General features: G+C 61.2%; 16 protein-coding genes. All 16 read right to left on the bottom strand.

Annotated elements, in window-relative coordinates; translation table 11 throughout:
* Position 1: 1 nt before the first annotated feature.
* The gene (gene folC, locus DENOEST_RS03560) at positions 2–1,270 is read right to left on the bottom strand and encodes a bifunctional tetrahydrofolate synthase/dihydrofolate synthase (protein WP_145770033.1); all 1,269 of its coding nucleotides are present in this window, start codon (positions 1,268–1,270) and stop codon (positions 2–4) included.
* Positions 1,270–2,136 (bottom strand): acetyl-CoA carboxylase, carboxyltransferase subunit beta, encoded by an 867-nt coding sequence (gene accD / locus DENOEST_RS03555; RefSeq protein ID WP_145770032.1) that lies wholly within the window; start codon positions 2,134–2,136, stop codon positions 1,270–1,272. Before accD ends, folC begins: the two co-directional genes overlap by 1 nt.
* A complete protein-coding gene (gene trpA / locus DENOEST_RS03550; RefSeq protein WP_145770031.1) occupies positions 2,133–2,945 on the bottom strand; it encodes a tryptophan synthase subunit alpha in 813 nt (270 codons plus the stop codon). Before trpA ends, accD begins: the two co-directional genes overlap by 4 nt.
* A 110-nt stretch (positions 2,946–3,055) precedes the next feature.
* Positions 3,056–4,261, bottom strand: a complete 1,206-nt coding sequence (gene trpB / locus DENOEST_RS03545) for a tryptophan synthase subunit beta (RefSeq protein ID WP_408640026.1) — start codon at positions 4,259–4,261, stop codon at positions 3,056–3,058.
* A complete protein-coding gene (locus tag DENOEST_RS03540) occupies positions 4,254–4,877 on the bottom strand; it encodes a phosphoribosylanthranilate isomerase (RefSeq protein WP_145770029.1) in 624 nt (207 codons plus the stop codon). The genes trpB and DENOEST_RS03540 overlap by 8 nt, the downstream gene beginning before the upstream one ends.
* Before the next feature lie 2 nt (positions 4,878–4,879).
* Positions 4,880–5,674, bottom strand: a complete 795-nt coding sequence (truA, locus tag DENOEST_RS03535) for a tRNA pseudouridine(38-40) synthase TruA (RefSeq protein ID WP_145770028.1) — start codon at positions 5,672–5,674, stop codon at positions 4,880–4,882.
* Complete coding sequence (locus tag DENOEST_RS03530) at positions 5,671–6,267, bottom strand: CbiQ family ECF transporter T component (RefSeq protein WP_145770027.1); 597 nt, start codon at positions 6,265–6,267, stop codon at positions 5,671–5,673. The genes truA and DENOEST_RS03530 overlap by 4 nt, the downstream gene beginning before the upstream one ends.
* Before the next feature lie 40 nt (positions 6,268–6,307).
* Positions 6,308–9,136: a FimV/HubP family polar landmark protein gene (locus DENOEST_RS03525; protein ID WP_170228133.1), complete on the bottom strand. Its 2,829-nt coding sequence runs from the start codon at positions 9,134–9,136 to the stop codon at positions 6,308–6,310.
* A 165-nt stretch (positions 9,137–9,301) separates the two neighbouring features.
* The gene (gene asd / locus DENOEST_RS03520; RefSeq protein ID WP_145770025.1) at positions 9,302–10,408 is read right to left on the bottom strand and encodes an aspartate-semialdehyde dehydrogenase; all 1,107 of its coding nucleotides are present in this window, start codon (positions 10,406–10,408) and stop codon (positions 9,302–9,304) included.
* Positions 10,409–10,428: 20 nt separating this feature from the next.
* On the bottom strand, positions 10,429–11,493 hold the full coding sequence (gene leuB / locus DENOEST_RS03515) for a 3-isopropylmalate dehydrogenase (protein WP_145770024.1): 1,065 nt from the start codon (positions 11,491–11,493) through the stop codon (positions 10,429–10,431).
* A gap of 17 nt (positions 11,494–11,510) precedes the next feature.
* Positions 11,511–12,149, bottom strand: coding sequence for a 3-isopropylmalate dehydratase small subunit (leuD, locus tag DENOEST_RS03510; protein ID WP_145770079.1), 639 nt, complete (start codon positions 12,147–12,149; stop codon positions 11,511–11,513).
* Positions 12,149–12,256, bottom strand: coding sequence for an entericidin A/B family lipoprotein (locus DENOEST_RS03505; RefSeq protein ID WP_232096430.1), 108 nt, complete (start codon positions 12,254–12,256; stop codon positions 12,149–12,151). The genes leuD and DENOEST_RS03505 overlap by 1 nt, the downstream gene beginning before the upstream one ends.
* A gap of 14 nt (positions 12,257–12,270) precedes the next feature.
* On the bottom strand, positions 12,271–12,390 hold the full coding sequence (locus tag DENOEST_RS03500) for an entericidin A/B family lipoprotein (protein WP_145770022.1): 120 nt from the start codon (positions 12,388–12,390) through the stop codon (positions 12,271–12,273).
* A gap of 14 nt (positions 12,391–12,404) precedes the next feature.
* Complete coding sequence (gene leuC / locus DENOEST_RS03495) at positions 12,405–13,811, bottom strand: 3-isopropylmalate dehydratase large subunit (protein ID WP_145770021.1); 1,407 nt, start codon at positions 13,809–13,811, stop codon at positions 12,405–12,407.
* A 66-nt stretch (positions 13,812–13,877) separates the two neighbouring features.
* Positions 13,878–15,014: an MFS transporter gene (locus tag DENOEST_RS03490; protein ID WP_197970503.1), complete on the bottom strand. Its 1,137-nt coding sequence runs from the start codon at positions 15,012–15,014 to the stop codon at positions 13,878–13,880.
* An 85-nt stretch (positions 15,015–15,099) separates the two neighbouring features.
* Positions 15,100–15,348: a YdcH family protein gene (locus tag DENOEST_RS03485; protein ID WP_145770019.1), complete on the bottom strand. Its 249-nt coding sequence runs from the start codon at positions 15,346–15,348 to the stop codon at positions 15,100–15,102.
* Positions 15,349–15,355 lie beyond the last annotated feature (7 nt).

The raw sequence follows: 15,355 nt of genomic DNA, 5'->3' as shown, positions 1-15,355 counted from the left end.
GCTACAGGGCGTCGCGTTGGAGGGCGCGCAGCGCGTCGGCTACCGTAAGGAAGGAACCGAAGGCTACAATTCTATCACCTTCACCCGCGTGCTCTTGTGCATAGGTAAGGGCTGCGGCAGTGCTGGGAAAAGTCGGCAGGGGCCCTTGGACACCCATAGCCAGCAAGGCATGGGCGACGCCTTCGGCCGTTGCCGCTCGGGGACCGTCAAGACTGCACGGCAACCAGCGGGTGATCCGTCCCCTCAGGGGCCCGATCACCCCGGAAATGTCCTTATCCCGCAGCATGCCGAAGACACCCCAGGTCTCTGGATGGAAGGCCATATCGCCAAGATTTTCCGCCAGCACCCGGGCGGCCTGGGGATTGTGGGCCACGTCCAGCACGATGGTGGGACGCCCCGGCAAGACCTGGAAACGCCCCGTCAGCTCCACTTCGGCCAATCCACGCCGGATATCCTGCATCGCCACCGGCAGGAGTTCATGCAGGGCATCAAGACCGGCCAAGGCTACGCTGGCGTTGCTTAACTGACGCCCCCCCCGCAAGGCCGGGTAGGCCAGGCCGCTACGCTTGCCGGCCCGCCCCCAGTATTGCCACTGCTGCTCCAGTCGCTGATAACCGAAATCCCGCCCGATCAATTGCAGATCCACCCCCAGGGCGGCAGAGTGATCCAGAAGGGTCTGGGGCGGCGGGGTATCGCCGCAGATGGCAACCTTACCCGGTCGGAAGATGCCGGCTTTCTCGAAACCGATATGCTCCCGAGTCGGTCCCAAATAATCCATATGATCCAGATCGACTGTGGTCACGATGGCGCAATCCGGCTCGTAGATATTGACCGCATCGAGTCGCCCACCCAGACCTACCTCCAGGATCACCACCTCCACATCCGCGGTGGAAAATACTTCCCAGGCCGCCAGAGTGCCAAACTCAAAATAGGTCAGGGGCGTCTCACCCCGTGCAGCCTCCACCTTGATGAAAGCCTCGCACAAGGACTCGTCCACCACCGACCGGCCATTCACCCGCACTCGCTCGTTGTAACGCAGCAAATGGGGGGAGGTATAGAGTCCCACACGATAGCCGGCACAGAGCAGGATGCGCTCCAGCATGGCGCAGGTGGATCCCTTGCCGTTGGTGCCCCCAACCAGGATCACCGGACAGATCGGCGTCTGGCCCAGTGTCTCCTTGACCCTCCGTACCCGATCCAGGCCCAGGGCGATGGTCTGACCGTGCTGACACTCGATGTGGGTCAGCCAGTCCTCCAGCGTCCGGAGCATCAGGCAGCGGCGGGCTGGCGTTGCAGCAGGCTGATCAGTGAGACCAGGCGATCCCGCAGTTCGCGACGATCCACGATCATGTCGAGGGCGCCTTTTTCGAGCAGGAATTCGGCCCGTTGAAAACCTTCAGGCAGCACCTGTCGCACGGTCTGCTCGATCACCCGGGGGCCGGCAAAACCGATCAGGGCGCCCGGCTCGGCGATCACCACATCCCCCATGAAGGCAAAGGAGGCGGAAACGCCCCCCATGGTGGGATCGGTCAGTACGGTAATGAAGGGCAGTTGGTAATGGGCCAACTGGGTCACCGCCGCCGTGGTCTTGGCCATCTGCATCAGGGAGAACAGCCCCTCCTGCATGCGGGCACCTCCTGAAGCGGTAATACAGATGAAAGCTGCCTGCTGTTCAATGGCCGCCTTGACACCACGGACGAAGCGCTCTCCCAGCACCGAGCCCATCGAGCCGCCGAGGAATTCAAACTCGAAGCAGGCCACCACCACCGGCAGGCTCTTGATGGAACCTTGCATCACCACCATGGAATCGGACTCCCCGGTATCCTCCACCGCAGCGACCAGTCTGTCAGGGTAGCGCTTGCTGTCCTTGAACTTGAGGGAGTCCACCGGCAATACTTCGCTGCCAATCTCGAAACGCCCCTCCGTGTCCAGCAACTGGTCCAGTCGAGCTCGCGCCCGCAGTCGGTGATGAAAGCCACACTTGGGGCAAACGCTCTGGTTGTCCTCAAGATCGGTACTGTAGAGCACCGCCTCACAGGCCGGGCATTTGCACCACAGGCCTTCCGGGATGGGCTTGCGGGAACTCTCGGTATTGCGCTTGATTTTGGGGGGCAGCAGTTTCTGAAGCCAGCTCATGGTGTTGCTCCCTTCTTGTCCATGGCATTCCGGATGCCTTGCAGAAAAGCCGTGACGCGGCGGGCCGCCTCGTCGCGGGGAGAATGTTCAATTTCCTCAATGATGCGACTGCCGATCACCACCGCGTCGGCCACTTCGGCGATTCGCGCCGCACTGGCACCGTCCCGAATGCCAAATCCCACGCCAACGGGCATGCCCACCCGCTCGCGGATTTCAGGAATGCGCCGGGCCACGGCATCCAGGTCCAGGCTACCCGAGCCAGTAACCCCCTTGAGGGAGACGTAATAGATATAGCCGCTACCCGCCACGGCCACTTCGGCACAACGGGCTTCGGTGGAGGTAGGAGCCAGAAGGAAGATAGGGTCCAGCCCCTCGGCCTTCAGTTGCCGGGTGAAATCGCCGCACTCCTCCGGTGGGTAGTCCACCACCAGCACCCCATCGACACCGGCTTCCTTGGCATCCCGGGCAAAGGACTCGCTCCCGTAGGCTTCGATGGGATTGGCATAGCCCATCAATACCACCGGAGTCTCCCCGTTACTCTTGCGGAACTCCCGCACCATGCCCAGCACGATGCGCAGGGAAACACCGTAGGACAGGGCCGCCTCGGAAGCACGCTGGATGGTGGGACCATCCGCCATGGGGTCGGAAAAGGGCACCCCCAGTTCGATGATGTCGGCCCCTCCAGTCACCAGGGCCTGCATCAGGGGCAAGGTCTGCCCAGGCTCGGGGAAGCCAGCGGTAATGAAAGGAATCAAGGCCTTGCGGCCTTGGCCGCGCAGACGTTCGAAAGTGGCTTGGATTCGGGACATATCAGGCCTCCCGCCGGGCCGCCCTGACCGCAGGAAATCCCTGTGGGACAAAGGAGGCCGACACCCCCTCGGGGAACAGCGAACGAAGAGAGCGTTGGAGTTTTTTCATTTCAGAACTGGATACCGGATTTTTCGGCGACGGTATGCATGTCCTTGTCACCGCGACCGGAAAGATTGACCAGCAGCACCTTGTCCCTGGGCAGGGTCGGCGCCAACTTGGCCGCGTAGGCCAGGGCATGGGAGGACTCCAGGGCCGGGATGATGCCCTCGAACCGGCACAGATCGTGAAAGGCCGCCAGGGCCTCGTCGTCGGTGATGGTCACATATTCGGCCCGGCCGCTGTCCTTGAGCCAGGCATGCTCGGGGCCGACCCCCGGATAATCGAGACCGGCGGAAACCGAATGGGTCTCGGTGATCTGGCCGTTGGCGTCCTGCAACAGATAGGTGCGATTGCCGTGGAGCACCCCGGGACGACCAGCGGTCAAGGAGGCCGAATGCTTGCCGCTCTCCAGCCCCAGGCCAGAGGCCTCGACCCCGATCAGGCGCACGCCATCTACCGAGATGTAAGGATAGAAAATCCCCATCGCGTTGGAACCGCCACCCACGCAGGCAATCACCGCATCGGGTTGGCGACCGGTCAGATCAGGCATCTGGACCTTGCACTCGTCGCCGATCACCGCCTGGAAATCCCGCACCATCATCGGGTAGGGATGGGGGCCCGCCACGGTGCCGATGATGTAGAAAGTATTGGCCACATTGGTCACCCAATCGCGCATGGCCTCGTTAAGGGCGTCCTTCAGGGTCTTGGAGCCGGATTCCACCGGCACCACCGTGGCCCCCAGCAGCTTCATGCGATAGACGTTGGCGGCCTGGCGCCGGACATCCTCGCTGCCCATATAGACCACGCACTCCATGCCATAGCGCGCCGCTACCGTAGCGGTGGCCACGCCATGCTGGCCGGCGCCGGTCTCGGCGATGACCCGGGGTTTGCCCATGCGCCGGGCCAACATGGCCTGACCGATACAGTTATTCACCTTGTGGGCGCCAGTGTGGTTGAGGTCTTCCCGCTTGAGGTAAATCTGCGCTCCCCCGAGCAATTCCGACCAGCGCCTGGCGTGGTAGATCGGACTGGGACGACCGACGTAATGCTTGAGTTCGTACTCGAACTCGGCATGGAAGTCCGGGTCGGCTTGGGCCGCAGCATAGGCACTACGCAGCTCGGCCAGAGCGGGGATCAGGGTCTCGGCGACAAAAACGCCCCCGTAAGGACCAAAATGACCGCGATCATCGGGGAGTTGGTACGATTTTTCAGGCATCTGCATCTTTCACGGCAGCCACGAAGGCTGCGATCCTGGCGGCATCTTTGATGCCTTTGGCCGACTCGACGCCACTGCTCACATCCACGGCCCAGGGCCTCAGGCCACGAACCGCATCGGCGACATTCTCAGGCTGCAAACCACCCGAAAGAATCAGGGGCAGAGGCAGTCCGGGGGGAATCAGCGTCCAGTCGAAAGTTTTGCCTCCCCCGCCATAGCCTTCTACGTAGGCATCGAGCAACAAGGCCCGGGCGGCGGGAAACGACCGGGCGAATTCTACCAGATCGAGTTCCGGCCTTACCCGTGCTGCCTTGATGAAGGGGCGGCCGAACTGACGGCAGTAGGCATCGGTCTCATCCCCGTGAAATTGCAGCAAATCCAGCTCAACTTCATCCAAAATCGCATTAATCCGCAGAGGGGTTTCATTAACGAAAAGTCCCACACGGGTGACAAAGGGGGGAATCCGCTGGACCAGGGAGCGGGCCAGGTCCGACGTCACCGCCCGCGGACTGGGCGAATAGAATACCAGGCCGACCGCATCGGCACCGGCCGCCAGCGCGGCATCCATATCCTCGGCCCGCGTCAGGCCACAAATTTTGATTCGGGTTCTCGGCACAATCAGGCATGGAAGAATGGCAGGGGAGCGATGATACGCCCCTCGTTGGGCAGGCTCCAGCCAGGCCCGTAGTCCACTCCGGTGAAGTAAAGCCCATCGGGCATGAAGGTGGGTGCGGCCCGGGTCCGGTCCCGCAACGCCAACAATTCTCCGATCCAGGCCGGAGACTCCTTGGCATACCCCACCCAGAGCAGGGCACCGACGATATTGCGAACCATGTGATGGAGAAAGCCGCTGGCGGAGAAGTCAAACAGCAAATACTCTCCATGACGGCGCACCTGTGCCCGGTGCAGGGTCTTGACCGGCGAGCGGGCCTGACATTCCGCGGCACGGAATGAACTGAAGTCATGCTCCCCCAACAGGCATGCCGCGCCTTCGTCCATGGCCTGGGCATCCAGGGGCCGGTGATACCAGCCGGCCCGCCCATGCTGTAGCGCCGGCCGCACCGGATGGTTGTGCAACAGGTAGCAGTAACTTCTGCCTTGGGCAGAAAAACGGGCATGGAAGTCCTGGGCCACCGGCTGGGCCCAACGCACCGCGATGGCGGCGGGCAGGTGAGCATTGACCCCGCGCACCCAGGCCTGGAGGGGGCGGTCCACCTCCACATCGAAATGCACCACCTGGGCCAGGGCATGGACGCCGGCATCGGTACGACCGGCAGCATGGGCCGCGACAGGAGCGCAGGCAATGGCACCCAGTGCCCGCTGCAAATGGTCCTGCACGGTCTGGCCATGGGGCTGCGACTGCCAGCCATGGAAGGCTGCCCCATCATACTCGACACAGATCGCGAACCTCATGGCCACCCCAGGGAGAGCACCAGCAATATCACTACCCCCAAAAACAGTCCATCACCCAGCCTCCAGGCAGAGCGCGGCAGACGTACACAGCCACTCTCCTCCGTCTTGTTCGCCAGAAACAGTTCCCGCCATCCCCGATGACCCTCCTCGGCCACATACTCCAGGGTCAGCATCAGCCGTACCGCCAAGGAACGGCGTTCCAGCCCGAACGGCACCCAGGGCGCAAGCAGGGTGTAGAGGCCGGCCACGATGCTGTCAGCGGAGAGACGGGCCAGCAACAGGGCCAGCAGAGCGATGATTGCCAGCAGGCGCAGCAGATGTTCGAGGGCAGCCCATGCCCCTTCAACCGTAATGCCAAGCTTTCCCAAGACACCGGACACGAACACGCCCGGCGTCATCCAGAGGAACAGAATCACCACGGAGGCCAATAACCAGCGCACACGCCGTACCATGATGAGCAGCATCCCGGCATTGACCCAGACAGCAGCAACCAGCGCCAGGGCCGCCATTCCGGCGATGCCGCGCAGATCGAGTTGTTGCAGGGCGAAGACTCCTGCTCCCCATGCGAGAAGCAGGCTGGCTGGATGAAACATGAAAATGAAAAAGCGGAACGACCCACCCCGCCTTTCTCAATCAGCCCAGCCGGGCCAGCTTGTCACGGGCCAGGGCCTGCTGAGCCGGGCTACCCTCACTAATCACTTCCTGGAACAGCTCCCGGGCACCTTCCTTGTCGCCCATTTCCTCGTAGGCCTGGGCCAGTTCCAGCTTGGTGGCTGCCTCCGGGTTATCCTCCACCGCCTCTGCCCCGCCCAGATCGGGCAAGGACGCCGACGGCTCGTCAAAGGAAATGTCAGCAGGGGTGTCCAGTTCCAGACTGATACCAGAGAGATCGGGCAAGGGCGGCACCTGATCGGAGCGGTCTGTGGACGCGGCCTCGGCAGCCGGGGTTTCCGGCACCGATTCGGCCAAATCCAGATCGAAGTCGAAATCCACCGATGGGGCAGCCGTTACGGCCGAAACCTCAGCCAGGACCGGCTCCTCCGTTACGGCCTCTTGCTCCACACCGGATGGCTCCGTATCCAGATCAAAATCTATCGTCCGATCGTCGGCGACCTCGACGGCGGGGGGCTCGATGGAGACAGGAATCTCCAGAGCTGCCACTTCGGCGACCGGCTCGGAGACTGGTGTTTCGGCGGGGGCTCCCAGATCGAAGTCGAAATCGAGTACGTTCGAATCGATAGCGGAGACGGTCCCTGCCTCCGCCGTCGACGTCACAGTCGGAGCCTCGGAGCTCTCGGGTTCCCCAAGTTCAAAGTCCAGGCTCGCGACTTCTTCATCGGCCATGGCTACCGCCGGCTCGACCACCGCAGACTGAGCCAGTTTAGTATCCAGTCCCAGATCGAAATCCAGGCTGGAGACAGTCTCAGCCTCCATGGCCGGAGGGGCTTCTGCCTGCTCCGCAGCAACTTCAGGAGCAGCCACTTCTACCGGCCCACTCAGGTCAAGATCGAAATCCAGGGAAGCCGGGAGTTCTTCCTGGGGCGCGACCTCGGACTCAGGTTCCACCACCGGCATGATCACGGTGGCAGCAGCGGGCTCGTAGGATTCCAGCGTTTCCGCCGAAGTTGCCGATGTCTCGCCATACAGGGGGTTCGACGGGTCGAGAGTACGACCAAGGAGCAGCGCCTTTTCCCATTCCGCGCCGGCCCCGCCGGTCTGGGCATGGAGATCGGTCGCCACCGTATTGAACTGGGGAACGGCCCGACGATCAGCATAGACTTCCAGCAATTTCAGATGGACCGTCAGGCGGGTGGGATCCTGTTTCAAAGCATCCAGCAGGATTTCCTCCGCCTGGGCATCCCGCCCATAGGCAAGATACACATCCGCTTCCTGCACAGGATCTACTGCCTCGTGCCCATCCGAGTCATCTGCGGTCCCCAGACCGAAATCGGTGGCCGCCGCCGCAGCGCCAGTATCAACATGCTTGCCGCCACTAGCACTGAACACCGAACTGGCATAGAGCGAACTGTCGGTGACAGAAGCTGGCCTCGCCGCAGCATCAGAACGCTTGCGCTGCCAGGTCCGGAAGCCGAAATAGCCCGCTAGCAAGGCAAGCAGACCGCCACCGCCAAAGACCAGAGGCCCGTTTTCCGCAATGAAACTGGGTGAAGGCGGTGGTGGAGTGACCGGTTTTTTGGGTGGCACCGTAGTGGTCTGGGGAGCCGGACCGGGAGCGGAAGCAGACTCGCCCCCCTTGGAAACTTCCGGCGCCTTGGCCGGTACGGAAGACGGCACCGGTTCGGATGGTCTGATGGCCGCCACTGCCTCTTCTTTTTTTGCTTCCACCAGCGGAGCCGCCTTGTCGACCTGAGCCTGCTGCTGCATGGCAGCACCTGCCTGGCTCTTCATTTCCGCCAGCTTTTTCAGGTCCGCCAGATTTTTTTCCAACTCGGCAATACGGCTCTTGGCCTCCTTGAGTGCCTTGTCACGGGTGACCGTATCCTCGTCCCGGCCAGTGCCCTTGGCGGCCACCCCAGCACTCTTGCCAGCCTCGGTACGTGATACCTGCAACTTGTCCTGGCCAGGAACCTGGGCAGCTCTGTCCTCAATTCTGGGAGTTATTTTTCCGGCAGCCGCCTGTTGTGGCTCGCCGTCCCGAACCGCCGGCGAGGTAGCCACCGAAGCGGCCAGTTTCCTGCGGTAGGCGTCGAAATCCGCTGATTGGGCAAGTACGATCCCCCGAGCCTCGCTGGCCGGGGTTGCAGCCACCGCATCAGACCCCGGCAGGCTCAGAATCTTGCCGGCTTTCAAGCGGTTCATGTTGCCACCGTCGAAGGCATCGGGATTGCTGCGGAACAGCGCAACCAACATCTGATCCAGGCTCACGCCGTCCGGCTTGTGTTCAGCGGCAATCTTACCCAGAGTGTCGCCACGTTTAACCAGACGGCCCTCACCACTAGGCGCCATCCCAGGAACCGGCCGGGGCTCGCGGCGGGGAGGCCTGGCCTCGGGGACTGCCTCTCGCACCAGGCGTTGCACGACCTCTGCCGGTTTGACCGTCTCGGGTACAGTAACCGGTGCCACTGCGGCTTCCTGAACTGCGGGTTTCAGTTCAGGGGGATCCAGCAGGAAGGTGTATTCGCGTACCAGTCGGCCCGCCGACCAGTTCAGTTCCACCAGGAAATCGAGGAAGGGATCACCAATCGGACGATCACTGGTAATACGGAAATAGGGCTGCCCTCCGGGGCGTTTTTCCAGAGTGAAGCGCAGGCTGCCCAGGGAACTAGCGTACTCGATATTGGCCTGCCGGAACACATCGGCCGGGGCAACACGGGCGGACAGAGAGTTCAGTTCATCTGCCCCCGCTGTGACATCGAGTTCAGCCCGCAGGGGCTGACCCAGGGCAGAAAGGACGGACAACTTGCCCAATCCCGCTGCCTGGGTGCCCAAAGGCAACGCCATGACAGTAACGGCGAGAATGGACAGTTTCAGATTTGTTCGCTTATGTTTTTTTGGCACGGCGCCCCCCATGGGGATACTCTTGGCAGCATTCAAAATAACATCATGATGTTAGCGATGCAAGCTAATCCGACTCCTGAGCTTCCCCCATCGGGCTAGGATATAACTTTAGTCCAGCAGGATACGCAGCATCCGGCGCAAGGGTTCGGCAGCCCCCCACAACAACTGGTCGCCAACGGTAAATGCTGATAGGTACTCGTTCCCCATGGACAGTTTTCGCAACCTGCCCACCGGAACCGACAGAGTACCGGTGACGGCGGTGGGTGTCAGTTCCTTCATGGTGATCTCGCGCTGATTGGGAACCACCTTGGCCCACTCATTGTGGCTGGCCAGCAGCCCCTCGATCTCGTCCAGAGGTACATCCCTTTTCAGCTTGATGGTCAGCGCCTGGGAATGGCAACGCATGGCACCGATCCGTACGCATAGGCCATCCACAGGAATCGGCCGCGCTCCCAGGCCAAGGATCTTGTTGGTTTCCGCGCCGCCCTTCCATTCCTCACGGCTCTGGCCATTGCCCAGGTCCTTGTCGATCCAGGGAATCAGAGAACCCGCCAGGGGAACACCAAAGTTGGCAGTGGGAAATTTTTCATCCCTCAGGATGCCGGCCACGTCCCGATCGATATCCAGGATGGCGGAGGCCGGATCGTTCAACAGGGACTGGGCCACACGATGGGCCTCGCCCATCTGCTGCAGCAGCTCGCGCATGTTCTGAGCGCCGGCACCGGAAGCCGCCTGATAGGTCATGGAAGTCATCCACTCGATCAGGTCTGCCTTGAACAGACCGCCCAGACCCATCAGCATCAGGCTGACGGTGCAATTGCCGCCGATCCAGTTCCTGCCGCCCTTGGTCAGGGCATCCTTGATGACATGCTGATTCACCGGATCCAGGATGATGACTGCATCATCCTTCATACGCAGGGAGGACGCCGCGTCAATCCAGTGGCCGGTCCAGCCCGATTCCCTCAACCTGGGGAAAATCTCGGTGGTGTAGTCGCCCCCCTGGCAGGAGATGATGATGTCCATCATCTTCAACTGCTCGATGTCCTTGGCCCCCTTGAGAGGCGCGCTGCCTCCTTCCGTCGGACCTTGCCCACCCACATTGGAGGTGGTGAAGAACAGCGGCTCGATCAAGGAAAAATCGTTTTCCTCGCGCATGCGCTGCATGAGGACCGACCCCACCATACCGCGCCATCCCACCAGACCCACTTTTTTCATGATTCAGCTCTCTTCAATGATCACAAGGCTGCCATCACGGCATCGCCCATCTCCCGGGTTCCCACGGTGAGCTTGCCCGTTTCGGCGATATCGCCGGTACGGAAGCCCTGAGCCAGCACCTTCTTCACTGCGGACTCGATGCGGTCAGCAGCCTCCCCCTGATTGAACGTATAACGCAGCATCATCGCGACGGAAAGGATGGTCGCCAGGGGATTGGCGACACCCTTGCCCGCAATATCCGGGGCCGAGCCATGGATGGGCTCGTACAGCCCGAAGTTCCGCTCATTCAGGGAAGCGGAGGGCAGCATGCCGATGGAACCGGTCAACATCGAAGCCTCGTCGGAAAGGATATCGCCGAACATGTTGCCAGTGACGATCACATCGAACTGTTTGGGGTTCTTCAGCAGCTGCATAGCGGCATTGTCCACATACTGATGGGACAACTCCACATCCGGATAGTCCTTCGCCACCTCGATCACCACTTCGCGCCAGAGCTGCATGGTGTCAAGCACATTGGCCTTATCCACCGAACACAGGCGGCGGTTGCGCTTGCGCGCCGCGTCGAAGGCCACACAGGCCACGCGGCGAATCTCGGACTCCGAATAGCGCATGGTGTCAAAGCCCTCTCGCTCGCCATTGGGCAGGGTGTGAATACCCCGGGGCTGGCCAAAATAGATGTCTCCAGTCAGTTCGCGGACGATCATGATATCGAGCCCGGTCACCACCTCCGGTTTTAGCGTGGAGGCATGAACCAGTTCTGGATAGACCAGCGCCGGACGGAAGTTGGCGAAGAGGTTCAGTTCCTTGCGCAGCCCTAGGATCGCCTGCTCCGGACGCAGCTCCCGAGGCAGGGTGTCCAGGCTGAAATCACCGACGGCGCCGAACAGAATGGCATCGGCCCCCTTAACCAGCTTCAACGTCGCCTCGGGGAGCGGATGGCCGGAAGCCCGATAGCCGGCACCACCCACGGGGGCCTCTTCCAGTTCGAAATGTAAGCCATCGCTGGTCAGGGCCTTCAGCACGCGTACTGCTTCGGCAGTAATTTCAGGGCCGATGCCGTCACCAGCCAATACAGCAATCTTCATGATCATCCTTACAGGGTTCAGGCAAACAGCCAGGGCTGCTCAATGCGGCGCCGGGCCTCGAATTCGCGGATTTTTTCAGCCCGGCGCAGGGTCAGGCCGATATCGTCCCAACCGTTGAACAGACATTCCTTGCGGAAGGGATCAACGTCGAAACCGAGGGTCTTGCCGTCGGGCCGAATCACCTGTTGGGCCGCCAGATCAATGGTGAGCCGGTAGCCGGGGGTAGCTTCCACCTGGGCGAACAATTCATCCACTTCAGTTGCCGACAGTCGCACCGGCAGCAAACCGTTTTTGAAGCAGTTATTAAAGAAAATATCGGCAAAGCTCGGACCTATCAAGGCCCGGAAACCGTAGTCTTCCAGCGCCCAGGGCGCATGCTCCCGGGAAGAACCGCAGCCGAAGTTTTCCCGCGTCAGCAATACCGAGGCTCCCCGGTAGCGTGGCTGATTCAGCACGAACTGGGAATTCAGCGGACGGTTGGAATTATCCATGCCCGGCTCTCCATGATCCAGATAGCGCCATTCGTCGAAGGCATTGGGACCGAAGCCACTGCGCTTGATCGACTTGAGAAACTGCTTGGGGATGATCGCGTCGGTATCTACATTGGCACGATCCAGGGGAGCCACCAAGCCTTCATGCACGGTAAAGGCACGCATCATTTCACCGCCTTCTGAATGGCCTCGCCACCTTTTTCGATATCACGGCCAATGCCCTGCACGGTGTTGCAACCGACCAGGAGCATTGCCGCCGCCAACAGTGTCATGAACATACTCCTTATCATTCCGCCGCCTCCTGCATGGCCTTTCCGGTTTCCTTGATATCTTTCCCGATGCCTTCCAGAGTACTGCAAGCTGTCAGGAGAAGTATTGTCAAAAGGACCACAGACAGATTCTTCATGATTCTTCCTTTCGTCAGGCCAAATCCCGCACATCGGCGAAATGGCCGGCGATCGCCGCCGCAGCCGCCATGGCAGGACTCACCAGGTGCGTGCGGCCGCCATTGCCCTGGCGCCCCTCAAAATTGCGATTGGAGGTGGAAGCGCAGCGCTCCCCCGGCTCCAGTCGATCCGCATTCATGGCCAGGCACATGGAGCAACCGGGTTCCCGCCATTCAAAGCCGGCAGCGATAAATATCTGGTCCAGACCTTCGGCCTCGGCCTGGCGTTTCACCACGCCGGAGCCGGGCACCACTAGGGCCTGTTTCACGTTTGCGGCCACATGCCGACCTCGCACCACCACGGCGGCCTGCCGCAGATCCTCGATGCGGGAGTTGGTGCAGGAACCGATGAAGACCTTGTCGATGGCGATCTGGCAAATCGGCGTCCGTGGCGAAAGCCCCATGTACTGCAAGGCCCGGGCCACACCTTCGCGCTTGACCGGATCAGTGAAGTCCTCGGGAGCCGGCACGGCACCGTCGATGTCCGCCACCATCTCGGGGGAAGTGCCCCAGGTAACCTGGGGCTTGATCCGGCTCGCGTCCAGTTCCACCACCGCATCGAAGGCCGCATCCGGATCGGACACCAGGGTGCGCCAATAGGCCACCGCCCTGTCCCAGACCTCACCCTTGGGCGACAGGGGACGGTCCTTCAGGTAGTCGATGGTTACCTGATCCACGGCCACGAAGCCCACCCGCGCGCCGGCCTCGATAGCCATGTTGCAAACGGTCATGCGTCCCTCCATGGACAAGCCGCGTATGGCAGAACCGGCGAACTCGATCGCATAGCCGGTACCACCGGCGGTACCGATCCTGCCGATCAGGGCCAGCACGATGTCCTTGGCCGTCACCCCCGGTCCAGGATTACCGTCCACCCTGACCAGCATGGTTCTGGATTTCTTTTGCAGCAGGCACTGGGTGGCCAGCACATGCTCCACTTCGGAAGTACCGATGCCATGTGCCAGACAGGCGAAGGCGCCGTGGGTACTGGTGTGGGAATCGCCACAAACCACGGTCATGCCGGGTAGGGTGGCACCATGCTCCGGCCCCACCACATGTACGATACCCTGGCGGGGATCCCGGAAGGGGAAAAAGGCCAGCGCCCCCACCTCGCGGATATTGGCATCCAGGGTTTCCACCTGCTGGCGAGAGACCGGATCCTCGATCCCCTTGTCCCAGTCCTTCGTGGGCGTATTGTGGTCGGCCGTGGCGACGATGGAGGAGACCCTCCAGGGCTTGCGGCCAGCCAGCTTGAGGCCCTCGAAGGCCTGGGGACTGGTCACCTCGTGGATAAGATGACGATCAATGTATAGGAGTGCCGTGCCGTCCTCTTCCGTATGGACGACATGACTCTCCCAAAGCTTGTCGTATAGCGTCTTCGACATGGGAATGCGCTCGAATCAGGGGAAGTGGCTGATTATGTCACAGCTCGCCATTGCAGCGCAGCATGTTCACCCGCTCCGCAGCCCCCGCAGGACCAGGATCAGGCCACCCAGAGCGAACAAAGACGCAATGGTGTAGGTAGGACCGGCGCCCAAGGCACCCCAGGCATAGCCGGAAAACAGCCCTCCCACCAGACCACCAGCACCGAAGGAAGCACTGCTGTAGAGGGCCTGGGCACGGGCCTGCTGCCGATCCGGGTACCAATGATTGAGGGCCGCCACGGCTGCCGCATGACTGGCACCGAAAGTGGCACCATGCATCACTTGGGCCATGACCGTCGCCAGCAGGAAGTCAATGGCCCAGCCGATCAGCAGGAAACGTATCACCGCAATAGCAAAGCTGACCGCCAGGATCATCCGCACCGAAACCCTGCGCATCAGGCGGGGCATCCACAGGAAAACCAGGATTTCCGCTACCACGCCCAAGGCCCAGAGGGCTCCCACGGCGCTCTTGGTGTAGCCATGGTCTACCAGGTGGATGGAATAGAACACGTAAAGCGGCGAATGGGCTGCCGACATCATGAAGCAAGCAGCCAGCAGAGCCAGCATTCCCCGATTGAGGAACCCGCCCGTCAGGCCGCCAGCGGGAACATGACCAGAGAGTATCGGCGCCTCGGTGAGCCGAAATGAACTGATCAGAGTCGCCCCCAGAATCGCAAGGCAAATCCAGACCAGGCTGGAAAGAGCAATCCAGTCCAGCAGCAGGCCCACCCCCTGAACCGCCAGGATAAAGCCGATGGAACCCCAGAGGCGGATGCGCCCGTAACGCTCCACCCGGTGCTGCAGATGGGCTAGGGTCAACGCCTCCACCAGGGGCAGGGAGGCGCTGCCAAAGAAGGCGAAGACGGTTATGACAACGAAGATTCCCCAGAAATCGGAGGTCCATAGCGCACCGGCAAAGGCCACCAGGGTAGCCCCTGTCGCGCACTTGACCACCAAGGCCTTGGTGCCCCATCGATCGGCCAGCCAACCCCAAAAATTGGGTGCCACCATGCGCATCACCGGGAACAGGGAAAGTAGTACACCGATGTGCCAGGCCGATATCCCGATGGACTTGAGATACAACCCGAAATAGGTATTGAAGGCGCCCAGAAACGCGAAGTAGCAGAAGTACCAGGCGGAAAGCGGCCAGAAGAAAGCGTTCAAGACACAGGCCGAAAGAGATGGGAGAGAGGGGGACAGAGCCCCCTTATGCAGAGCCCGTACGGACAATGCCCGCACCGACAAAAATTCAAGGAACCCGATGTTCGCGCAGCATCGCGTACAACTCATCCTTCAGCTTCAAACGCTTTTTCTTGAGCTCCTCAAACGAGGAGTCATCTATAGGAATACCCTTACCTTCGAGTTGCTCCACTTTAGAAGTGGCCCCATGGTATTCGTCGAAAATGCGGGCAAAGTGATGATTACCGGTCTTCAGCAGGTGAATGCTGTCCTTGAATTCCGGGAATTCATGATGCAGATCATGATGTTCAATTGTCATGGGTACT

This window comes from Denitratisoma oestradiolicum (assembly GCF_902813185.1).
GTDB lineage: Bacteria > Pseudomonadota > Gammaproteobacteria > Burkholderiales > Rhodocyclaceae > Denitratisoma > Denitratisoma oestradiolicum.
The sequence above is the reverse complement of the archived record's forward strand: the minus strand, read 5'-3'. Positions and strand labels throughout refer to the sequence as shown.